This is a genomic window from Paenibacillus chondroitinus NBRC 15376 (assembly GCF_004000765.1).
GTDB lineage: Bacteria > Bacillota > Bacilli > Paenibacillales > NBRC-103111 > Paenibacillus_E > Paenibacillus_E chondroitinus.
In genome coordinates this window covers 21782-44634 of sequence record NZ_BILW01000020.1, presented here as the reverse complement: position 1 = coordinate 44634, position 22853 = coordinate 21782, and the positions used below count along the sequence as shown (strand labels likewise).

Here is a 22853-nt window from a genome sequence, read left to right as displayed (position 1 = left end):
TTGAGCTTATTTGAATTCTTTGAGCGCTTTCGTGGAATCAGCTTGCGCCTTCTTCAGCGCATCGGCCGGAGATAATTTACCGGCAGTCATCGCTTGCAAAGCTTCTCCAACCGCTGTATCCATCTTGTTACGCGCAGCACTGGATACATCGATTCGTGCAAAAGGAAACACTTCATCAAAAGCCTGCTTCTTCTGCGGGTTATCCGTATAATTTTTCTTCAATAAATCCGTATTCTGTGCGGATAGCGTTGCTGGGAAATAACCTGTTTTGGCAGCATAAATCGATTGCGCCTTGGATTCAGCGAAATACTTCATAAACAACCAACCTGCGAGCTGTTTCTCTGGCGTTGTTTTGAACAGGACTTGATTGCCGCCGTATAATTCCGTCACTTTGCTTCCGCTTTTCCCCTGCGGGATTAGCGTAATGCCCCATTTGAACTTATCTTTCACCAGATCAAGTTTGGAGCTTGTACGAGCTGTCGTACCGATTTCCATCACAGCTCTGCCGTTCGTAAACTCCTGCTCCGTGTCTTGTGCGAACAAAATGGCTTTCTTATCCACCAAATTTTTGATGATTCCAGCCAATTCCAATGCCTGTGGATTATCGTAGTTCACACCGCTTTGATCGAGATTAATCGGATCAATGCCGTAAGTACGCAGCCATGTGCGGAACGTTCCGCCATTATTGGCATTCCCCATCACCAGAGCAGGAACACCTGTTTTCTCCGTAATGTCTAACGCCATCTTTTCAAATTCCTGCCAGGTTGCTGCCGGCTTCTCATAACCTGCTTTCTTAAGCAGATCTATGTTGTAATACACGCCCATGGAGGAGTTGCCGTGCGGCCAGCTCATCGTTTTCCCATTGTATTCCGGGATCCGCTGACGAGCCAATACGCCTGGCATAATGTCATCAAGCTCTGCCTTTTTCAACCCGTTAACCGGATCGTTGATGTAGTCGTCGAGCGCTACAATTTTGTCTGCTTTCATATATTCCAGCGTATCGCTCTCATAGGACATGGCTACGGCCGGAAGGCCCCCGCCTTGCAGGGCAGCGCGCACTTTTTTATTCAAATCGTCATATGAACCTTGGAACACTTCTTTGACAATAATTTTACCTTCATACTCTTTATTAAAAGCTGCGACCATCTCTTTAATTGCATCGCCATAGATCGTTGCTTGAATATGCCAGAAATCGATCGTAATCGGCCCGTTCTTCCCAAGCTCAATCCCTTGCGCTACTTTAGATTCCTCTTTTTTATCCGTTTGCGTGCTGGCCGGCGCTGCTTGCTGCGGTGTTCCACAACCGATGGTTGCTAGAAGCAAAAGGCTCGCAATCGAAGCTTTCCAGGCGGGAAAACGTTTCATCAAATCCATGGTTATCACTCCCTCGATTTGTATGTTGCATGAAGCATCTATTTACCAACGAGTTCCGAAAGTTCAAAGCTTTCTCCAGGAGCCGGACAATACTTCCTTATGCCACCGCTGTTAAACAATGTCGGGTGTAAGCTGTGCAAAGGAACAACTAATTTCGGGGAAATCCGCGTAGTTAATTCGGATATCTCCTGCGGGGAGGCATGGCCTCCTGTTGCACAATAGCGATACTGAACACCAAATTCCGTGAGCCACTTCAGCAGCGTTTCGTCCGATGGGGTCAGCGGATTACCGTCAGCATGAACGTAAATCGATGCTGAAGCGCGTGAGCCGAAGGTTTCCATTTCCGCTATAAGAGGTGTGTTCGGATAAGTAAGATAGACGGCATAAGACGATTTATTGGCCGTAATTTCGTTCAACGTTATAGGCGCATAAGGAAGATCAACTTCCTTGGATGGGTGCGGTCCCTTGGACCATTGCGGCGTGCTCATAAGTCGAATGACATCCCGATCGACATCAAGCGCTGGATGCCCGGCTAGCACCGATAGTCTCGTGGAGGCCTCCTTCCACAGAACGGCTGTACTTTCGTCCATCACAAGCTGACGGCCCGCTTCTTTGGTGCGGATAATCAAATCAGCGACACGCTCCACGTTGCGAGCGAGAATGTTAACATACACCAAGCCCTCCGTGTCTTCCATCGCACGGCGGCACTCGACAGCCACTTCAACTTCAAGCCGGTCCTTCGGCTTGCGGAACAACGTGTCCGGGCGCATTCTAGTGCCTTCGGTAATGAGCAGATCAACTTCAGCGCTTTGGCAGCGTTCAATGAACCGATCCAAGCGATGCGAATTCCGGCCATGGCGACGCCAATCGGCTGTGAATGCGATTTTGTGCTGCGGTCCGTGAATAATGAAGCCCGTAACCCCTGGACTATCATGATCCACTTCAATAAACTCTAGGCGGAAAGTGCCGAAGTCCACGATCTGTCCGTCCTCAATGAGACGAATATCTGCTTTCGTGCCTTCATACTCGCCTGCAGCTACAACACCTTCATACACCGCATAAGCATCACGATGCATCCAGACAGGAAGCCCTTCGCGCAAAGAAGGAAGCAATGCCATATGATCTTGATGAATATGGCTAACAAAACCATGCAAGTTGTTCACCTCAGGAAAGTGATCTCGGCCCCACACTTGCGCAAGTTCAGCTTCCCCAACATCGCCCAGGAAAGCAGGATCGTATAATCCCCATACAGGCGGCGCCATCCGTGTCAGCAGACTGCTTCGAATCCCAAAGTCAGAACGGACGCTGACTTCGCCTTTGAAGAAGGCGCGAGCCATACCAAGATCAAACACAATTCCCGTGTCTCCGCAGCTGTATAAGATGTGAACTCCGCCGATCGTAGTCAACCCGCCATAAAACGTTATGCGTTCCTCCAGCTGATGCTGCTCATTCATACACATTACCTCCTTTAATCGTGTTTAAGTTTGCTATCTTGAATATCCATTAAAAGGGATGCCAGTTCATCCAGCGTTGTCAGTCGTACATCCCATGGTGACGGGTCGGACGATGGGTACGCGGATATCCATGCCGTGCGTCCGCCTAACTTACGCACCGGATACAGATCGTTCCAAGCGTGATCGCCGATCGAGAGAATTTGTTCAGGAGGCAGCCCCTCTCGTTCCATCAGCTCACTCATGAAATGCTCCAATCCAGCCGGTTTTCCCGCTCCGTACTTAATATCCGTAAACAATTCGCCGGCACCGAGTGCAGCAATAAATTCACGACCTGTATTTTCCGGCGAATTCGTGAGCAGCAGCTTCGAGCGGACTCCGCTCAACTGACGAATAGCTTCATATAATCCTGCATGGCGTTCGAAACTCGACGAGCCCTGAAGCATTTCCTTGCGCACCTGCTGAAAAGCTTCCTGACGTTTGGCTTCGCCGATCCCGTGCTTGACGGTAAACATGCTGACCAAACTCCATGCGTCGCCGGCATAAATAGCTGGCGTGTTCCAATTTTGCTGCGATAATTCCAATACATCCCCAGGCGTTACCCGTGTCCAAGTATCCGTGCTCGGATGATACCAATCCCCTATACGGCTTGTATCCCGGCCTGCAAGCAAATGCTCCATTTCTTCCAGAATCTCATCCAAACTTGCCGCATGATCTCCCTCTTGAAAGAGCAATTCCAAATACCGTTTGTAAAACGTGCCATCTTGATAAAGCGTGCCATCCAAGTCGAATAAGACGACTTCAATCTCATGCAGCCAATCCATCTAATGTTCCTCCAGTGTGTTTCTTTGTTGTTTTCTAATCATTCTAAAGTATCCAGGTTGGGCTTATCCTTTGAGCCCGGCTGAAGTAATCCCTTGATGAAACCAATGCTGCGCGACCAAGTACAGGACGACAATAGGAGCGATTGTAAAAGTAGCCGCCGCCATTAAATGATGATAATTTGGCCCTTCTTCACTAACGAAATACAATAAACCTACTTGCAGTGGCCTGAGCGCTTCACTAGATGTAATCAACAACGGCCATAGGACACCGTTCCATTTTCCAATAAAGGCAAGTAATGCCGTCGTAATTAAGGAGGGCAGCACGAGTGGCAGCAGTACGGACCACAGGTATCGAGCGCTCGACATGCCGTCCACTTGAGCAGCTTCCCAGTACTCTTTTTGCACAGATAGAAAAGCTTGTCTTAACAAAAATATGGTAAAAGCCTCCGCCAAAAACGGCAGCATCATGCCCATATAACTGTCATAGAAACCTTGCCCCCCGTTCCCCGCCCAATCGTTACCGCCGGCAAAAGGTATATGCCGCATCGTTACGAAGTTAGGAACTAAGGTCACATCAAAGGGAATGAGCATGGTGATCACCACGAGCATAAAGATGAGATTGCGACCGCGAAATGTAAAATGGGTAATGGCAAAGGCAATCGGCACACACACGAGTAATTGAAGTGCCGTGCCAACACCAGCGATGATCACCGTATTGACAAAATAGCGCTGAAAGGTGGATTCCGGTTTTAACCATGCTTCCGCATAGTTCTTGAGGTGCCATAAATCCGGCAGCCATGTTGGCGGCATGCGATTAATTTCCTCCGCACTTTTTAGCGAAGTCAGAATCATCCATACGAATGGGAACACCACACAGCAGGCTAACAATACCGTGCAAATCCACACGATTCTCCATGTTATTCGGGAAGAGCGGCTTGATCCTACTGAGCCTAACATTCTTTTCATCCTCCATCCTGCATTAATGCATATAATGAACTTTTTTCTCGCCGTAACGCAGCTGCAGCCAAGTTAATCCAAGCAAAAGTACGAATAATACCATCGAGACGGCCGATGCGTAACCAACTTGACCATACACATAGAAGCTTCTGAAAATATACAAGGGCAGTGACATCGTGGAACCTAATGGCCCGCCTTCTCCACCAGAGAACACATAAAACGCGTTAAACGATTCGAAAGCGCCAATCACAGAAACAATGATGAGTAAAAACCAAGTCGGCGACAGCAGTGGCAGCGTAATATGACGGATCGTATGCCACGTCCTGGCCCCATCAATTCGGGCCGACTCTGTCAGATCATGTGGAATTTGCGTCAACCCTGATAAGAACACAACGATTTGAAAGCCCAGACTACCCCATATCGTGAACAACATGATGACACCAAGCGCCCAAGTCGGACCTGCGAATGCCGTTGGGATCGAAGATGGCCAGTGCCCGCCAAGCGACTGAATCAGCTTCATTAAAATGGGATCCGGGTCCGTCAGCCATTGCTGCTGCGTTCCTCCCACCTTGTTTACAGCCCAATTCGCGAGGCCCACGCTTGGATGGAAAATCCATTTAAATACAATTGCCGCCGCAACTTGTGAAGTAATGTACGGAAGGAAGAAAAGAACGCGCAACAAGGTTCTGCCTTTCGTTATATGAAACAAGACATAGGCAACAAAAAATGAAAGCAGCAATGACAAGGGAATCGTGCCTATGGCGTAAAACAGGGTGACTATGAAGCCTTGTCCGACAGGGCCCAGCTGTAAACCGACGGTTGGGTCTTGCACAACGAGGTCTTCTGTAAAAATACGAATATAATTATCGAATCCTACGAATCGCTCCGGTACATAACCCCACTTCCACAAACTCATCCACATGCCGAACAGCAGCGGCCAATATCGAAACAACAATAAAAGAGCCAGCGCGGGAAGGGCATAACACAATCCCGTCCACGCTTCTATGGTTTTTCTCCGAGAACGCGACTTGACGATGATACGCTCCCGCGATTTTGGAATAGGCTTGTTGTCATAAGCAGCGGCTTCTTTCGTTATCACTTGGAATCTCCTCTCTTATCTGCCTTTTTGTTCACCTTACTTCACTTATTGTACCCAGCAATTGTTTGCTGATAGTTATAGATGCTTTAAGAAATTGTTGCCGATGTTACCGATGTTTACAAAATTCGTTATTCACTGTTGTCAGAACGGGCATTATATTGATAAGAACGGGCATATTCAGCGTTAATTTACAAAAAAAGACTCTATTCCCTTTGTAAATTTAGGAATAGAGTCTTCGGTACGGCATGTTCACTCCACTGTTTCTATCGCTGCAATTAGACTTCTGTCCTCAAATTCCGTAGAGAGAACAATTAAAGGCATACTAAACCCGAAAGCATTGCAGGTATCCAGGAATTGGGCAAGAGATGAAGTAGATTCCGTTAATACCTTCATCAAATAGTTATACTCGCCACTGATTCTGTAAAGATCAATAATTTCCGGAGAAGTCTCGCTGAATGCAAGAAAATCCTTACACTTATTGGTTCGGAACAAAACGAAAGATGTTGTAAGCTTGCCGAGTTTCTGCGGAGAAAGCTCTGTGCGGTAGCCTGTTATGATGCCCTGATCCTCAAGCTTCCGGAGTCGTTCTGTGACAGCAGGCTGTGACATGGTAATCATTCGGCTTATTTCAGATATGGGAGTCCTCGCGTTTTCATGCAATAATGACAAAATCTTGGAATCGATATGGTCCATGAAAAGAAACACCTCATTTTATAAAGAGTATATGATTAAACAAATAAATATTTAAGTTAAGATGATGAATACACCTTAATTATCACATGTAAATTATAATTTTTCTGAAGTAAAATGTCATTAACAAAACGAGGGGAGATGAAGAAATGACCATTAATACACCCATCCAAATTGGCGGAATAAGCTTAAAAAATAGACTCATTATGGCACCTTTGCAGCAATATGCGGGAACCCCGGATGGCTTTGCTACAAAACATCACACTGAATTTTATAGCCGTAGAGCTAATCATGTTTCATTAGTCATCGTGGAATCGACAGCGGTATCGGACAGCGGGCGCCTTTTCAATAACGACATCGGTATTTTCACCGATCATCACATTGAATCACTAAAAAAGATAACAGAGGCTGTTCACGCTAAGCAAACACCCATATTTATACAGTTGTCGCATGGGGGAAGAAAATCCTCGCCGTTGGTTACACAGAAGCTAATTGCCCCAAGTCCAATCGCTTATGATGAACATTACGGGTCACCAGAAGCTATGTCACTGGCTGATATCCAACAAGTTGCTGAACAATATCGTATAGCTGCAAAACGTAGCGTTATTGCCGGATTTGATGGGATTGAAATCCACGCTGCTCACGGTTTCTTGATCCATCAATTTCTATCGCCGTTATCGAACCATCGTATAGACGCTTAAGGGGGCAGTCCTGAAAACAGGTCGCGGTTCTTGAAGGATGTACTTACGGTGATCAGAGGAGAAGTCGGCAAGAAATATCCGATTACGGTTCGAGTATCCGCCACGGACTATGTAAAAGGTGGATTGTTTCCTAAGGACATAGCCCGAATGTTACAACCACTGGAATCAGAGCTTGATGCTGTCCACGTTTCAACGGGAGGACTAGTTCCAGTGCAACCAAATCATATATATCCTGCTTATCAGGTTCCCCAAGCAGCCATAATTAAACAACATTTGAGAGTACCGGTTATTGCTGTTGGATTAATTGATAATCGCAGTCTTGCAGACCATATCATTCAAGATCAATTGGCTGATATGATTGCAATCGGTCGACCGCTCATAGAAGACCCGGATTTTGCGGCCCAATTACTTTAATAGGCGATACCGCAACCTTGTTCTCTCACTGCCATCAGAAAAACAGCAGCATTCTAGGACTTAATTTTCGTCCATGGTCGCTGCTGTTTGTTTTTTTGCGGTCAGTCGGATGCGACAAAAACTTATTTTCTACTAGAAAGGTCGTCTCTCTTTCCTTTACACCGGCTTATTTTTCAGCCATAATGAGGAGATGCAAACAATTAAAACCCTCTAGTTGATCTATGTTAGTCTAGTATGGAGAGGAAGCGCATTCATGTCGAAATCATCCTTAAAGTCATCCGTTGTGTCCAGCTTCCGAATGTCTTGGAACAGCTTTAAATCAAAATTGCTACTTAAATATGCCTTATCTTACATACTGATGTTCCTCATTCCCTTGACCGGCGTTACGATTTTTATCTATGAAAACGCAATCAATGATTTGCGTAAAGAAATTGAACAGACGAACGTCAACCAACTCATTCAAGTCAAATTGTCGATTGATGAACGAATGAGTGAACTGCAGCAAATTACAAGCCGCATTGCTTATGACAAGCAGCTCAGCTCCTACATGGTGCATCATCCGTACTATGAGATGGAAGCTATCGACACCTTGGGAAATTACAAAGTGAACAGCAGCATTCTGGAAGATTTGTTTCTGTACTTCCATAACGATGAAAATATTTACTCCTATCGCGGTTTAACAAATGTGCATGTAGCATTTGGAGACTGGTACCACTATAGCAATTGGACCAGCGATCAAATCTATAGCGACTTGAATAAAATCAAGCAGCCGATGATTCGCCCTGCCGAGAATGTAACCGTTAACTCGCGGAATGACTCCATGCTGACGATGCTTTTCCCAATCAAGCCGAACGATCTCTATCCCACGGCCACAGTCGTTTATATGGTCAGTGAAGAGAAGCTGACCGGCGTTATGGACATGATACTTAACAATTTTTCTGGCAGCAGCTACATTTTTAATCAGAACGGCCAGCTTCTTACTTCCAATAATCATGGAAACGCGCTTCCGGAACAGGCCGTCGGGTCCTTGGCCTCTCTAGAACCCGGCATACATAACATGAAGCTCGACGGCGTAGAACATTCCGTAGTTTCGGTAAGGTCCAAGGAGAACAATTGGAATTATGTAACTGCGATTCCAAGCCATCAATTTTTCAGCAAAGTAGTCCATATCCAGACCTTATTCCTTCTGGTGTTCTGTATCACTGTTTTATTCGGCATTATCGTAGCCGTGATCTTAGCGAAGCGGCAGTACCACCCGATTAGGGATTTGATCGAATTCACCAAGATGAAGACCTCCAATTACGACATGACCCGGAACGAATGGGACTGGATTAAGCAAACGCTTCATGATTACAGTGCCCGCATCGACACCCAGGAGCCATTCGTCCGCAACCAGTGCCTGCTGATGTTGTTCAAGCACGGCAAGCCGGATGATCCGGAAATTGAACGCATGGTGGCGAGCGCCGGACTGGAATACCCGCACGGGCAAGGATTGTATGTCTCCCTTATCCTCGCATGGGATGACAATCTTGAGGGCGGGGATTCCTCGAACATTCGGCAGCATCTGCAGGAGATGTTTAATGAATTGGAATTTCCGAGTCTTCAAGCCCGTGTCTACGGCGTAGAATTCTCGGCAAAAGACCAACTGGCCTTGCTCGTCTCCGTCCCTGCGGAAGCTCAAGAGCCCGCCCAGAAGCGGATCGAGGATGTTGTCGAGGCGATTAAAATCTTGATGAACAACAACATTCAAATTATGCCGTACATCGGCGTAGGAATGCCGTATCCGGACCTCGCCTCGATCAACCAATCATTCATCGAAGCAGCTACGGCGATCGATAATCGAATTCTGGGCTCTAACGGACGAGTGACTTACTTTGAGCAGCTGCAGGATATGATCGCATCGACTTCGTCCGAAGCCTACTGGCTGCCGAAGAAGTCGATGCTCAAGCTGGAGCAAAGCTTGAAGCAGGGCAACGAAACGGTAGCCAATCAGGTAATTATTGATTTGATCGCCGAGATTAAGGAGGCTGCCGTCCCTGCAGCATTGCTACGCTGCATCTGCTTTGATCTGTTGAACTCCTTGCTGAAAACAGCCCATGAATTGGGGGTCAGCGAAGTGTTCGCCGGCATTCACAACTTCTCCGTTTTCGAAACACTGGAGGAGCTTGAAGACCGATTAACCTCCCTGGCCGTCAGCATCTGCCAGCAGGTCGAACGGAATACGGAAACGGAGCAGCCTTCTTTAATTGAAGATATCGTCGCATATGTGGATCAGAAATTCGCTGACTATACGCTCAGTCTCGAGCATGTGGCTCTCAAATATTCCATCTCGATCTCCTACTTGAGCCGCACCTTCAAAGAGAAAATAGGCCATAACTTCACGCAATATATTTGGCAAAGAAGAATGGAAGAAGTCATTCGGCTGCTGGTCCATACAACTGCACCACTAAAGGATATCATTGAGCAGGTGGGCTACTTGGACGCACCGAATTTTATCCGTAAATTCAAGAAAGAAACGGGCTATACACCGGGACAATATCGGAAACTATATGCCAAAAAAGAGCAGGAATAACCTGCTCCCAACACAAGGCTGCCCTAAAGTCATGAAATGACCGAGGGCAGCTTATCTTTTTTTGGAAAGTAGATAGAAAAACCAAGGAGCTAAGCGGGAACAAGCCGCTTAGCTCCTTGGTTTTTTTTATTTAGGCTCGTTAAGCACGTACTCCACCAAATCATCCAGAGGCACGGTGGCCAAAGCAATAGCCGTGTCCGTCACCCCGTAATAAATATAAAGCAGTCCATCCTTCACGACATTCCCCGTAGGGAAGATCACATTCGGAATTTGGTAACCGAATTTCTCATAATACGTCTCCGGCTCCATGATGAAGTTTTTCGTGCGGGCAATCACTTTCTCCGGGTTTTCCAGATCCAGCAGCAGCGCCCCCATGCGATAGACAATCTCGTCATCGACACCGTGGTAGAGCACCAGCCAGCCCTTATCCGTTTTTACCGGCGGCGTAGAGCCTCCGATTTTCCGAGACTCCCATGCTGGATTCTCGCCTTTGGCCAGCAGCTTCGGCTCTTCCCAGTGAATCAAGTCTTCCGAATATGTAATCCACATGGCAGCCTTTTCCGTGCCGTATTCTTCCCCTACATATTCCTCGGGACGGCGCAGCATAACGAACTTGCCATTAATTTTCTCCGGGAACAAAATGTTGTCGCGATCATTGATCTCCAGCGGAGTCGTGTCGGCCACAAATTCCCAGTCGATCAGATTGGTCGACTTGGCGATGGAAGAGCGCGTCCGCCAGTGGACTTCCTGCTCTCCCCAACCGTCTGGATACGACGGGAACGATCTCTCTGGCACACCGCGATTCGTCGGGTAGTAATTCATGGCGCACGGACGCAGCGCGTAGTTCATATAGAACGTACCGTCAATTTTGACAACACGCGGGTCCTGAACGCTGCCATAAGGGAATCCGAGCTCATCAGGCGTCAGAACAGGTTCATCCTTCACATGGGTGAAATTCACGCCGTCTTCGCTTTCCAGAAGTCCCAGGAAGTTTTTGCACGGGGTCAGGGAGCCCGCCGTACGCTCAACCATGTAGAATTTGTCATTGTCAATGATAACAGCCGGATTGAACACCGTCACTTTGCGCCATTCGTAGCCTCCCGGAACGACAATCGGGTTATTAGGATGTCTTGTAATTTTCATACTTATTGCCTCCTAGGTATATGGGGTAAATTGCAACTAGCCTTTGACGGAACCGATCATGACACCTTGTACGAAATAACGCTGCAAGAAAGGATACACCACAACAATCGGCAAGGTGGATACGATGATCACTACATATTTTACAAGTGCAGCAATCTCTGCTTTGTTATTCATCGCGATAGCCATATCGCCGCTAATCGCAGCGCCAGTGGTCTCCGCCGTCATTTCTTGCAGGACGAGAATTTGGCGCAGCACCATTTGCAGCGGATATTTCGTCTCGTCATTCAGGTAAATTAACGCAGGGAAATAACTGTTCCAATGGCTTACGCCATAAAACAGGGCCATCACCGCAATAATTGGCGCAGATAACGGAATGATAATAAGCCCGAACAGCTTAAAGTTCGTGCAGCCATCCATATAAGCAGCCTCATGAAGCTCCTTGGGAATGCTGGACTCGAAAAACGTGCGAGCAACAATGATATTCCACACTGAAGCAGCTACCGGTAAGATGAGTGCTCCGATGGAATTCATTAATCCCAGGTTTTTCACCAATAGATAAGTTGGAATAAGACCGCCATTGAAGAACATCGTGACCAGAAACATCCCCATGAAAAACTTACGGCCAACAAAGTCCGTCCGGCTAAGCGCATAGGCAGCAGGCAGCGTTACAACCAGGTTCAGCAAGGTACCGATAAAGGTATACAAAAGTGTGTTGCCATAGCCGTTCCATATTTTTATATTATCGAACACAAGCCCATATCCTTTGAAATTAAGCCCCTTTGGAAACAGCCACATCTCACCGGTGCTTACGTACTTGGGATCGCTCATCGAAGCGCTAATAATATACAACACAGGGTATAACACCACGATCAAAGCCAAGCTTAAAAACACATAGTTCATGATGAGAAAAATCCGGTCACCCTTCGTCTCCTTAACTGCAGTGGCAACAGCCATAGATGACTCCTCCCTTCTTCTTGTCTACCACAAGCTCGTTTGGCTTGTGCGCTTGGCAATTTTGTTAACAGTAATCAGCAGAATTGCATTGACCAGCGAGTTGAACAGGCCTACGGCTGTGGAGAAGCTGTATTGCGCGCTGACAAGCCCCGTACGATAGACAAATGTAGAAATCACGTCGGACGAATTTATGTTCAGCGGGTTTTGCAGCAGTAATACTTTTTCGTAACCCACGCCCAGAATATTGCCCACATTCAAAATCAATAAAATGGTAATTGTCGGTATAATTGTCGGAAGATTAATATGAAGAACGCGTTTGAATCGGCTTGCTCCATCCACAATGGCCGCTTCATGCAGCTGCGGATCTACGCCGGACAGCGCCGCCAGGTAGATAATCGTCCCCCAACCTGTGTTCTGCCAAACCCCCGAGAAGACATACACCGTCTTGAACCAGCCCGGGTCCGTCAAGAAAGCCGGAGCATGAATACCGAACAGCTCTATCAACTTCACGATGATTCCGCTTGATGGAGACAGGAAGGTAATCACCATCCCCGCCATGACCACGACAGAAATAAAATGCGGTGCATACGTAATCGTTTGGACACCTTTCTTGAAAAAACCATTTTTTACTTCATTAAAAGCAAGAGCCAATATAATGGGAAGCGGAAATCCGATCGCCAGCTCATAAAGACTGAGGCTAAACGTATTCCACAATAAATCCCAGAAGTAATAGGAATGAAAAAACCGCTCAAAATGTGCGAATCCTACCCAGTCACTCCCAAAGATCCCCATGGATGGCGTGAAATTTTTAAAGGCAATTTGAATCCCGTACATCGGTCCGTATTGGAAGATCAGGAAATACAAAAAGGCCGGGGCGATAAATAAGTACAGTTCCCAGTTTTTCTTCATTCTCAAAAACAGTGAACTGCTGCTTGATACCTTCGTGTTTCTTGCTGTCTGTTGACTCATTGTACTCATTACCTCTATCCTCTCCTTTCTTCGTATGTTGATTGCTGCTAACGCTTACATCCGTCTTCTAAAGTGTAGAAAAACCGCGGGTTTTCGTAAATATGTGAAATCTGCATTGTCATTCTTCAGCGCCTCTATGCCTTGATAGGCAAGGAATTATCATGAGCAAATCATACATATTGTCATTCCCGAAGATCTGTGTGAATCTGTCTACGAAGTAAAATAAAAATCACTGAATTTTGGTCACCATTTTTACTTTATAAAAGGAGGGTTTTCATTCTATGACTAAAAAATCAGCTCATCTGATCTCACACAGTCACTGGGATCGAGAGTGGTATATGCCGTACGAGCGCCATCACTATCTATTGACCGAACTGATGAACGATCTGCTGGACACGCTGGAGCGTGACCCTGAGTACCGTTATTTCCATCTGGACGGACAAACGATTATTATCGAAGACTATCTGCAGGTACATCCTGAAAAAAGAGAGCAATTGGAAGCCTACATCAAAGCCGGCCGCATCATTATTGGTCCTTGGTATGTCCTGCAGGATGAATTCCTGACCAGTTCGGAAGCGAATGTGCGGAATTTGCTGATCGGACATCAGGATGCAGCCAAATACGGCGTCATCTCCAAGCTGGGCTACTTTCCTGATTCCTTTGGCAACATGGGCCAAGCGCCACAATTGCTCAAACAAGCGGACATTGATACAGCTGTGTTCGGACGCGGTGTAAAACCAACCGGCTTCGACAATGTTGTCATCGACGCGCACGGCTCCGGTTATGAATCTCCCTATTCGGAGATGTATTGGTCGGCTCCGGACGGCTCCAAAGTTATCGGAGTCCTGTTCGCCAACTGGTACAGCAATGGCAATGAGGTTCCGGTCGAAGCCGAAGCAGCCAAGGCGTTCTGGGACAAGCGACTGGGCGATGCACAGAAGTACGCGTCTACATCGGAGCTGCTGTTCATGAACGGCTGTGACCATCAGCCCATCCAACGCGATCTTAGCGAAGCTATCGACACGGCCAAAGCACTCTACCCTGATGTGGATTTCATTCACTCTAGCTTCGAGCAGTATATCGATGCGCTCAAAAAGCAGCTGCCCGATGACATGGTGACCATCCAAGGCGAGCTGCGCAGCCAGCATACCGACGGCTGGGGCACGCTGGTCAATACCGCATCCGCCCGTGTCTATCTCAAGCAGCTGAACCAGCTTGGACAGACGCTGCTTGAGAAGGGCGCTGAGCCTCTGGCGACGCTAGCTCATCTGGCGGCTGGCAAAGCTTACCCGCACCAGCTGCTCACCCATGCATGGAAGACGCTGATGCAGAACCATCCGCATGACAGCATCTGTGGATGCAGCGTGGACGAGGTTCATCGGGAGATGATCACGCGCTTCGACAAGAGCAGGTACTTGACCGAGACCATCATCGACGAAAGCTTGCAGGTGTTGGCAGTACAAATCGATACAGCCAGTGTAGCTTCCTGGCCGAAAGACAGCCTGCCTGTCACGATCTACAACATGACTGGCTGGGAACGTACAGGCACTGTTCGTATTGAACTGATCGTCGCCAAATCCTACTTCAAGGAAGGCCCGAACCCGCCGGCCATTGCGGAGAGACTGGCCCAACTGCCATTGAACTTGGACAATGGCGTGCTTCTGGACGACCAAGGCCAAGCTATTTCAGTCAAGGCGGAGGATCTGGGCGTGCACTTCGGCTACGAATTGCCGAAGGATAAATTCCGTCAGCCTTATATGGCGCGCAGAATCGCGCTGACTTTCGAAGCGCAGCAGGTTCCGGCGTTGGGCTTCAAAACGTGGGCGTGGGTTAGCGATCCTATCGTGCAAGCAGAGGCAGCAAGCAGTCCGCTAATCGCGACGGATTCAGGCATGACTAATGCGCATATATCGGTTAGCATTCACGCAGACGGCTCTTACGATATTACCGACAAAGAGACAGGTTTCACCTACGAAGGCATAGGCGTATATGAAAACTGCGGCGATCTCGGGAACGAGTACGTTTTCCGTCAACCCGACGGAGATATTGCTTTGACTACCAAAGGTTTGCCGGCTCAAGTGAAGCTGGTAGAAAATGAGCCTTATCGAGTGACCTATGAGATCAAGCATACTTGGCTCATCCCGGCTTCCGCTTCGGAGCTGTTCGAAGAAGAAAAGCGGAAAATGGTTCCTTTCCGCAAGCGTACGGCTTCGCGCTCAAGCGAGCTAGTGCCCTTCGAGCTGATCACTCGTATCAGCCTCGAGCTGTCCGGGAAAGGCGTTCAGGTATCGGCTTCCTACAATAACCAAGCCAAGGACCACCGCCTCCGAGTGCTGTTCCCTACCGGACTGACAGCGTCGACGCATTTGGCCGATTCGATTTATGAAGCTGCTGAACGCGATACAGTGCCGGCCAAGGAGTGGATCAATCCGAGCAACGCCCAGCATCAACAGGCTTTCATCAGCGTATCGGATGGCACACAAGGCCTGACGATCGCGAATAAAGGGCTGAACGAATACGAGGTCTTGCGTGACGGCAAGAACACCATTGCCGTCACCTTGCTCCGCAGTGTGTCCGAGTTGGGCGATTGGGGCGTTTTCCCGACGCCGGAAGCCCAATGTCTTGGCGATCATACGGTCGAAATTGCGATTTATCCGCATAAGGGCAACGCGATCCAATCCGGCGCATTCGCCTCGGCGTACCAGTTCCAATCGCCGTGGTTCCACACGACTGCGATGGGACAACAGCAAGGCACACTGCCGACTAGTTATCAAGCGTTGGAATGGAGTGGCTCCTCCCTCGCTTTGTCGGCATTCAAGATGTCACTGGACCATGACGATGTCATCGTCCGACTGTACAATCTCGCCCACGAGGCCGATCAGCTGACGCTGAAGCCTTCCTTCCCGGTCACTTCGGCCTACCAGAGTGACATTCTCGAGCGCCGTCACTATTCGGCCGAGCTCGTCGACGGGTTCATCCGCACTACAGCAGGCAAGTGTGAAATTATTACCTATGCGTTTCAGCACAAACAATCTTAAACTTAATTCCACAGGAGGAATATTCATCATGAATTTACCCGCTTCCATTACCGAATTTCTGAACGAAGCCGATCTTAAGCTGGCACACAATCCGAAGCTGCAAAAGCTGTTCAGAAACTGCTTCCCGAACACGCTGGAAACAACGACCAAACTTCTTGACGATGGCACCACCTTCGTTTTTACCGGCGATATTCCCGCCATGTGGCTGCGCGACTCCACGGAGCAGGTTCGCCATTACATTCCTTTCGCCAAGCAGGATAAAGATCTGCAACGCATCATCGGCGGTCTCATTGCGCGACAAATGTTCTACATTAACATTGATCCTTACACCAATGCTTTTAATGAAACTGCAAGTGACAAGCACTATCGTGACACGGACGATTGCGACCTGAACCCGTGGATGTGGGAGCGGAAGTATGAGATCGACTCTCTCTGCTTCCCTGTACAGCTTTTGTATTCTTACTGGAAAGAAACGGGGATTACTGAAGTTTTCACACATTCGGTTTACCAGGCGTTGACGTCCATCGTGAACTTGATGATTACCGAACAGCATCATGATCAAAAGTCACTGTATCATTTTACGCGCCAAACAAAGCAGCATACAGAAACGCTCCAAAATAACGGGCGCGGTCTTCCGTCCAACTACACCGGCATGACCTGGTCCGCTTTCCGTCCGAGCGACGATGCCAACCTGTACGGCTACAATATTCCGGGCAACATGTTTGCCGTCGTGATTCTCGGCCACATCATCGAAATCGCTGCAGATATTTACAACGATACGCGCTTAGCTGCACGCGCAGAGAAACTGCGGAAGGAGATCGACTTCGGCATCCAAACCTACGGCATCGTCGACCATCCGAAATACGGCAAAATTTACGCCTACGAAACAGACGGTTACGGCAACTACTGCCTGATGGACGATGCAGGGACACCCGGCTTGATCACCATCCCTTACATCGGTTACACCGGCATCGACGATCCGATCTACCAGAATACGCGCAAGTTCGCGCTAAGCTTCGATAATCCGTATTATTTCGAAGGCAAATACGCCAAAGGCATCGGCAGCCCGCATACGCCGGGCGGCTACGTCTGGCATATGGCCTTGTCTGTGCAAGCATTGACTTCCAACAATGTCGACGAGATCAAGGAACTTATCCAGACGCTGATTAATACGGATGCAGACACAGGCTACATGCACGAAGGATTCCATCCGGATGATCCTTCCAATTTCTCAAGACCATGGTTCGCTTGGTCCAACAGTCTGTTCGCTTCCCTGATTTGCAAAGCTATGGACGAAGGACTCGTCTAGCTGCGCAAAAAGCTCCCCGTTAGCCTTTACCGGCTGCGGGGAGCTTTTTGGTTGCGCTGAATGTGTTCACAAGCCTCCCTATAGCCTCGTGTTGCCCCTGATGCTTCTAAGCCCCTACTACTACATACATCGGCCGCCTCCGGGCTCTCTACCGCCTCCTATTCGCCTCTACGCCATTTTATCAAGTGAAATCGCCAAAATAGCGCCCCGTAGTTCCCATCCCAGATGGAAATACTGTTTTTTCAGGAAAATAACGGCTCATAGTTTCTTTCTTTCATTCAAACAGGAGAACTCGCCCATCAGAATTTAAAGGTTCACGCAAAAAAGGCGTAAAGGTCAATTTCACCTCAACGCCCGCTTCTATTCGTTCAGTCATTCACTAGCTGTTTTTCCAGCGATCATACGCTTTTTGATAAATCTCTTGGAATCGGTCCGACCCCATTTTCTTCAGGGTTTGTACATACTTGTCCCAACCGTCCAGCGATTCTTGTCCAGTGGTAAACTTCGCTTCCATCTGCGCAACATAAGTTGTAAGATCGGAGCGCAGTGCCGCAACTTCGCCAGATTCCGCTTCCGTCAAGTATAATGCCGGGAACGGTACGCGTGCGCCACGGTCCAGCAGTTTGGTTTTGGACTCATTTTCCACCCATTTCGCGAAGTCGTCCTTCACAGGCTCATCGGGTACAACCATTGGTGAAGCGATACCGAAGTTAGGTGTAATCTTGGAACGATAAGTCTCTCTATCTTCACCATTCGGTACTGGCAGGTACTCAATTTTGCTCTTAGTGCTGTCTGTATATTTCCACAAAATGCCCTCTGGCCCTTTGTTGAACAACATTTGGCCTTCCGGTGAGTACATATAGTCTACCCAACGAATTGACGCTTCCGGAGATTTATTGGATTTGGAGATCGCAAACGTGCCAGTCGAGAAACCTTTGTTGCTCGCGATGGCCGGAGCGCTTACCTTGTCACTGCGAACCGGGCTGAACATAACGTCCTCGGTGTTAGGCTTCCCGCCATGGGACATGTAAGCATGCCAGTCGGAGAACAGCAGCACCTGATCGTTTTTAATCTTCGCTTTCTTCTGGTCATCCGTCTGTGAGAAGGATTCGTGATCCAGCAGATTGTCGGCCCAGAGCTTGTTGAGGTACGTTACGTAGCCTTTATAAGCGTCTTCAGCCGGTGTATAGTGAACTTTTCCTTTATCATCCACGTACAATTCTTCCTCATAGGCTCCAAATGCGCCAAGAAGCCACGTACGGATATCTCTCAGCTTAATGCCCGAGGAAGAGGACAACGGAATCTCATCCTTTTTGCCGTTTTTGTTCGGATCTTCATCTCTGGCGCGCTTCAGCAAATCATACAGCTCATCCGTCGTCTCCGGCAGCTTCGTCACATTGAGCTCCTTCAGCATCTTGCCGTTGTACCACATCGGATTTCGGTACCATGGCTGGAACGGTTCGATGCGTGGAAGCGAATAAATATGTCCGTCCGGTGCTGTGATGGACTTCCGAATATCCGGTTTATCAGCCAGCACTTTCTTAATGTTCGGAGCGTACTCATCGATCAGCTTCTCCAACGGAATCAAGATGCCCTGGCTTCCGTAGTTCAACTCTTCCGCTTGTGTCAGCTTCGACGCGAAGAAAATGTCCGGGTAATCGCCACTTGCAAAAACAAGGTTTTTCTTCGTGTCAAAACTGTCACGAGGAGCATTCCGGTAATCGATTTTGATGCCCGTAAGCTTCTCCATCTCTTGCATAACCGGCATATCCTTCCAGTTCTGAATCCCCATATCCGGAGCCATGATCGATAAAGTCAGCGGATTCTTCACGATCGGATACCCTTCTTTATTCACTGAGCTTGCCTTCGAGCCTGCACTTCCGTTTGCGGCGCTTTCATTCTCTTTTTTAGTTGCGCAGCCGCTCAATACGGACAGTGATACCGCTAACACGAGTGCGGACGCCACGACTTGCTTCTTTCTCTTCAACATTGCATGTCCTCCCTTATGGTCATCTGTGAAAGCTGCTAGCGCTTACAAATTGAAGATTAAACTTTGCAGACGTTTTAGTAAATATGTCGATTTTGTGCTGTCAAAGACCTTCTATCCCCCCTGATCCAGGTCAGGATGGTTTGTACAAATCCGGTTCCCCCATTAAGCCTACTGCCGAATATGTGATTTTTGTAAACCTTTTAGCCAGAGCAAAACATACACATTGTAACTTTTTAATTACAATTGTCAAAGATCATTCTCCGTCTACGTAAGCGATTTCGTCCATAAAGTATTGTCATAAGTGTAGGGATGCTTAACATAAATAATAAGAGATCAGGGAGAATTGACGGTTTGATACAGGAGGTACAATGATGAAAGATAATAAAGAATTTCCCCGAAGACCTTCCGTCCTGCCATCGCAGCCTATGATAAATGATCAGCAGCTTCATGGTCATTCCCCTACACAATGGTCAACTGTCAAACCGGCCGCCCATCATTCGCAAACTGTTGGTGACCGAGGTCCCGTACTGGAACAAGACAGCGTTCTGCATGAAACATTGGAAACTTTTATCCATGAAAAGATTCTTGAAAGGCCTGTGCACGTCAAAGGATACGGCGCTTTCGGATACTTTCAGACCATCCATTCCATGGCGGCATACACTCAGCTTTGTTTTCTTCAAAGATCAGGTCAGCAGGTCCCGGTCACGGTAAGGTTCTCGTTTGCTGTCAGCAACAAGGGTACCCCGGACACTTCCCGCAATGTGCGTGGCTTCTCCACCAAGTTTTATACGGAAAAAGGTGTTTTTGATCTCCTCTGCAATCACATCCCCGTTTTTGCGGTTCGGGACGCCATGCGGTTTCCAGAGTTTATTAAAGCCTTTTTACCATCACCGGTCAATAATCTCGTCGATCCCGAGCGGTTATGGAGCTTCATAGCGAGAACGCCGGAGTCCACGCATTTTCTTCTCTGGCTCTATTCCGACGCCGGTACGCTTAAAAGTTTCCGTCACGCCCCTGGACACAGTGTTAACACTTATGTTTGGAAGAATGCAGCAGGGGCCCGTACGTATGTCAAATATCATTGGGTTCCTTTTGCCGGCGTGCAGTACATAGACAGTCGCGAAGCCACTCAGCTTGCAGCGGAGAACCCGGATTTCGCAGGCAAAGATTTATACGATCATTTAGCAGCGGGAAAGACGGTTGAATACGGACTTTACGTACAGCTGATGAACCCTTCGGATGAAACGGCTCTTCCATTTGATCCATTGGATGATACCAAAGTTTGGGATGAACGGCAATATCCGCTGCAGCCAGTTGGCCGGCTTGTGCTGAACCGTAATCCGGATAACTACATGGAGCAAGTGGAGAAAATAGCTTTTTCACCCGCCAATTTATTGGAAGGTGCCGAAATGTCAGACGACAAGCTGCTGCAAGGACGCAACAATATTTACTGGGATTCTCAGCGCCGGCGAATGGGGCCGGATTTCCGTAAGGTTCCTATTAACCACCAGGCCAACTGGTCCCCTGATTCTTTGGTAACCAGTGGGAATGGGAGATACGTAGAAGGCCATCTCGTGCGATCGGACATCCCGAAGCAGGATGATTTTACGCAAGCGGGCCAATATTATTACTCTCTCTCTCCAGTGCAGCAAGATCACTTGGTTGCTAATCTCTCTGGCGATCTGTCCGGCATATCCCAGAATACGCAAAATATTGTTCTGAACTATCTCTACAATGCCTCTACCGAACTGGGAGAGCGGGTAGCTCGAGCCGTTCACCAGCATGAACAAGGATAATTAACAACCAAGCATAGATGATTCCTATAGGGCATAGGGGTCATCTTTTTTTATCTCCACTCACAAATTTCACTTCCGTCCGCCTGCTGAGCAGCTCAGTTATCCCTTTTGCAATCATCTGAACGCCTCGCTCAATCAAGTCCTCATCCACTTGAGAAATACTGAGGCGAATCACATTATCTTTGACGAAATCAGGAAGATACATGCGCTCTGCATGATCCACTAAAACATGCTGATGCTTCAGGTATTCCTGAAGCTGCTTCGCTTTCATCGGCACCGGCAACTCAATAGTGGAATAGAAGCCGGATAAGGAACCCGAGTAGGTGGTGACAGCAGGCAGCCACTTTTGGAAAGCTTGCTGCAAAAGCGCAGCCTTTTTGCTATACAGTTTCCTCATACGTTCAATGTGGGCACTGAACATTCCGCTTTGAAGGTAAATCTCAAGCGCGCCTTGCGTCAGCATAGGCGTATGTACGTCTGCGGCGAACTTAGCTCGCAGATAATCTTCCCGCAAGGCATCAGGGAGTACGGCTAAGCCAAGTCGGAGGCCGGGCAGCATCACTTTCGAGAAGCTTTTGACATAAATCACTCTGCCGGAAGGATCGTAGGCAAACATCGGATCAGCCTTGGCATTTGAGTCCAGGTCGCCCATATAGTCATCCTCAATGATATACACATCATATCGCTGCGCTAATTCGACGATTTTTCGCTTTGTTTCATTCGTATGGCTGTAGCCGGTCGGATTGTGAAATCTGGACACTGTGTAGAACAACTTGATATCGTTACGTTTGAAAAGCTGCTCCAACCGCGTTAGATCGATTCCCTCGTTTCCTACTTCTATGCCATAAGTCTCGCTTCCATGCTGACGTATAGATTCAATAAACCCGGCGTGCGTGGGCTGCTCGAGACAGATATGGCGTTTGCCATTCGGAAAAGGCAGGGATAGAAGCAGATGCAGAGCTTGCTGCGAACCGGAAACGACATAAATCTTATCAGGCACTGTGAACACCTGAAGCTCTTGTAAATGCTTGGCCAGCTGGACGCGAAGCGATCCAAGCCCTTGAATGTCCGAGTACGTGAACATCTCTTCTTTGTAGCGTTCAATAGCCTGATTGATACAGTGTTGAAAATCCCGATAAGGCATCGCATGCCGATCAGGTCCAGCCGAAAGAAAGTCAATTGTTCCGTGAACTCCCTCCAACGTTTCCCGTCTTCGATAACCCTCCACGACGTAATAGCCGCTCTGGGGCACCGAATAGATGATATGCCTCTTCTCTAACTCGCCATAAGCTTTCATAACCGTATTTTTACTGCATGCGAATTCCTGCGTTAAAGCACGAATAGAAGGCAGCCTGTTTCCCGGCTTCAAAGTCCCTTCTTCGATGAGCTTCATCATCTGATCCACAATCTCTTCATATAGCATAGGGTTCATCCCCTCTTCTTCCCAACTGTAAGGGTACAATTCAAGAATACTACCATGTAAAATTCATGCCATTCCTCGTATACTCAACGTGAAGAAAGTGAATTTTTTCCATTTCAAACCAAAGAGGAGTGAAGCGTGATGAAAAAAAT

The 22853-nt window shown here is 48.0% G+C and carries 15 protein-coding genes and 1 pseudogene; 5 read left to right on the top strand and 11 right to left on the bottom strand.

The genetic code is table 11. The annotated features are described in order from the left end of the window. Positions 1-6: 6 nt before the first annotated feature. The 6 genes from PCH02S_RS21080 to PCH02S_RS21055 all read right to left on the bottom strand — a co-directional run bounded on the left by PCH02S_RS21080 (position 7) and on the right by PCH02S_RS21055 (position 6398). Positions 7-1374, bottom strand: a complete 1368-nt coding sequence (locus PCH02S_RS21080; RefSeq protein WP_127455926.1) for an ABC transporter substrate-binding protein — start codon at positions 1372-1374, stop codon at positions 7-9. Positions 1375-1412: 38 nt separating this feature from the next. Then, positions 1413-2828 (bottom strand): MBL fold metallo-hydrolase, encoded by a 1416-nt coding sequence (locus PCH02S_RS21075; protein ID WP_164819656.1) that lies wholly within the window; start codon positions 2826-2828, stop codon positions 1413-1415. Between the two features lie 14 nt (positions 2829-2842). Continuing rightward, positions 2843-3649 carry an HAD family hydrolase gene (locus PCH02S_RS21070; RefSeq protein ID WP_127455924.1) on the bottom strand — a complete coding sequence of 269 codons (807 nt, stop codon included), beginning with the start codon at positions 3647-3649 and terminating at the stop codon, positions 2843-2845. Between the two features lie 63 nt (positions 3650-3712). Then, the gene (locus tag PCH02S_RS21065; RefSeq protein WP_164819655.1) at positions 3713-4606 is read right to left on the bottom strand and encodes a carbohydrate ABC transporter permease; all 894 of its coding nucleotides are present in this window, start codon (positions 4604-4606) and stop codon (positions 3713-3715) included. A 22-nt stretch (positions 4607-4628) separates the two neighbouring features. Further along, complete coding sequence (locus tag PCH02S_RS21060; RefSeq protein ID WP_127455922.1) at positions 4629-5705, bottom strand: carbohydrate ABC transporter permease; 1077 nt, start codon at positions 5703-5705, stop codon at positions 4629-4631. A gap of 249 nt (positions 5706-5954) precedes the next feature. Next, positions 5955-6398 (bottom strand): Lrp/AsnC family transcriptional regulator, encoded by a 444-nt coding sequence (locus PCH02S_RS21055; protein ID WP_127455921.1) that lies wholly within the window; start codon positions 6396-6398, stop codon positions 5955-5957. A 146-nt stretch (positions 6399-6544) separates the two neighbouring features. On the opposite strand from PCH02S_RS21055, the pseudogene PCH02S_RS21050 reads away from it, so the two are divergent. Then, positions 6545-7510 (top strand): annotated as a pseudogene (locus PCH02S_RS21050) (oxidoreductase). 253 nt (positions 7511-7763) lie between these two features. Next, complete coding sequence (locus PCH02S_RS21045) at positions 7764-10082, top strand: helix-turn-helix domain-containing protein (RefSeq protein ID WP_127455920.1); 2319 nt, start codon at positions 7764-7766, stop codon at positions 10080-10082. A 126-nt stretch (positions 10083-10208) separates the two neighbouring features. On the opposite strand, the gene PCH02S_RS21040 is transcribed toward PCH02S_RS21045, so the two are convergent. The 3 genes from PCH02S_RS21040 to PCH02S_RS21030 are packed head-to-tail and all read right to left on the bottom strand — an operon-like array spanning position 10209 to position 13148. Beyond that, a complete protein-coding gene (locus PCH02S_RS21040) occupies positions 10209-11225 on the bottom strand; it encodes a glycoside hydrolase family 130 protein (RefSeq protein ID WP_127455919.1) in 1017 nt (338 codons plus the stop codon). A gap of 36 nt (positions 11226-11261) precedes the next feature. Continuing rightward, positions 11262-12179 carry a carbohydrate ABC transporter permease gene (locus PCH02S_RS21035; RefSeq protein ID WP_127455918.1) on the bottom strand — a complete coding sequence of 306 codons (918 nt, stop codon included), beginning with the start codon at positions 12177-12179 and terminating at the stop codon, positions 11262-11264. Between the two features lie 24 nt (positions 12180-12203). Further along, positions 12204-13148: an ABC transporter permease gene (locus PCH02S_RS21030; protein WP_246069193.1), complete on the bottom strand. Its 945-nt coding sequence runs from the start codon at positions 13146-13148 to the stop codon at positions 12204-12206. Positions 13149-13429: 281 nt separating this feature from the next. Here PCH02S_RS21030 and PCH02S_RS21025 point away from each other — a divergent pair, with 281 nt between their 5' ends. Both PCH02S_RS21025 and PCH02S_RS21020 read left to right on the top strand, forming a co-directional pair. Beyond that, positions 13430-16186 carry an alpha-mannosidase gene (locus PCH02S_RS21025; RefSeq protein ID WP_127455916.1) on the top strand — a complete coding sequence of 919 codons (2757 nt, stop codon included), beginning with the start codon at positions 13430-13432 and terminating at the stop codon, positions 16184-16186. A gap of 28 nt (positions 16187-16214) precedes the next feature. Next, positions 16215-17495 (top strand): glycoside hydrolase family 125 protein, encoded by a 1281-nt coding sequence (locus PCH02S_RS21020; RefSeq protein WP_127455915.1) that lies wholly within the window; start codon positions 16215-16217, stop codon positions 17493-17495. A gap of 379 nt (positions 17496-17874) precedes the next feature. Here PCH02S_RS21020 and PCH02S_RS21015 read toward each other — a convergent pair whose 3' ends face one another. Continuing rightward, a complete protein-coding gene (locus PCH02S_RS21015; protein ID WP_127455914.1) occupies positions 17875-19485 on the bottom strand; it encodes an extracellular solute-binding protein in 1611 nt (536 codons plus the stop codon). 425 nt (positions 19486-19910) lie between these two features. Here PCH02S_RS21015 and PCH02S_RS21010 point away from each other — a divergent pair, with 425 nt between their 5' ends. Continuing rightward, the gene (locus tag PCH02S_RS21010; protein ID WP_127455981.1) at positions 19911-21281 is read left to right on the top strand and encodes a catalase; all 1371 of its coding nucleotides are present in this window, start codon (positions 19911-19913) and stop codon (positions 21279-21281) included. Between the two features lie 40 nt (positions 21282-21321). Here PCH02S_RS21010 and PCH02S_RS21005 read toward each other — a convergent pair whose 3' ends face one another. Next, positions 21322-22704 carry an aminotransferase-like domain-containing protein gene (locus tag PCH02S_RS21005; protein ID WP_127455980.1) on the bottom strand — a complete coding sequence of 461 codons (1383 nt, stop codon included), beginning with the start codon at positions 22702-22704 and terminating at the stop codon, positions 21322-21324. Positions 22705-22853: the final 149 nt, after the last annotated feature.

Coding starts and splice junctions, on each gene's coding strand:
- PCH02S_RS21080 (WP_127455926.1), bottom strand. CDS start 1,374: ATGGATTTGATGAAACGTTTTCCCGCCTGGAAAGCTTCGATTGCGAGC.
- PCH02S_RS21075 (WP_164819656.1), bottom strand. CDS start 2,828: ATGAATGAGCAGCATCAGCTGGAGGAACGCATAACGTTTTATGGCGGG.
- PCH02S_RS21070 (WP_127455924.1), bottom strand. CDS start 3,649: ATGGATTGGCTGCATGAGATTGAAGTCGTCTTATTCGACTTGGATGGC.
- PCH02S_RS21065 (WP_164819655.1), bottom strand. CDS start 4,606: ATGTTAGGCTCAGTAGGATCAAGCCGCTCTTCCCGAATAACATGGAGA.
- PCH02S_RS21055 (WP_127455921.1), bottom strand. CDS start 6,398: ATGGACCATATCGATTCCAAGATTTTGTCATTATTGCATGAAAACGCG.
- PCH02S_RS21045 (WP_127455920.1), top strand. CDS start 7,764: ATGTCGAAATCATCCTTAAAGTCATCCGTTGTGTCCAGCTTCCGAATG.
- PCH02S_RS21040 (WP_127455919.1), bottom strand. CDS start 11,225: ATGAAAATTACAAGACATCCTAATAACCCGATTGTCGTTCCGGGAGGC.
- PCH02S_RS21035 (WP_127455918.1), bottom strand. CDS start 12,179: ATGGCTGTTGCCACTGCAGTTAAGGAGACGAAGGGTGACCGGATTTTT.
- PCH02S_RS21030 (WP_246069193.1), bottom strand. CDS start 13,148: ATGAGTCAACAGACAGCAAGAAACACGAAGGTATCAAGCAGCAGTTCA.
- PCH02S_RS21025 (WP_127455916.1), top strand. CDS start 13,430: ATGACTAAAAAATCAGCTCATCTGATCTCACACAGTCACTGGGATCGA.
- PCH02S_RS21020 (WP_127455915.1), top strand. CDS start 16,215: ATGAATTTACCCGCTTCCATTACCGAATTTCTGAACGAAGCCGATCTT.
- PCH02S_RS21015 (WP_127455914.1), bottom strand. CDS start 19,485: ATGTTGAAGAGAAAGAAGCAAGTCGTGGCGTCCGCACTCGTGTTAGCG.
- PCH02S_RS21010 (WP_127455981.1), top strand. CDS start 19,911: ATGATAAATGATCAGCAGCTTCATGGTCATTCCCCTACACAATGGTCA.
- PCH02S_RS21005 (WP_127455980.1), bottom strand. CDS start 22,704: ATGCTATATGAAGAGATTGTGGATCAGATGATGAAGCTCATCGAAGAA.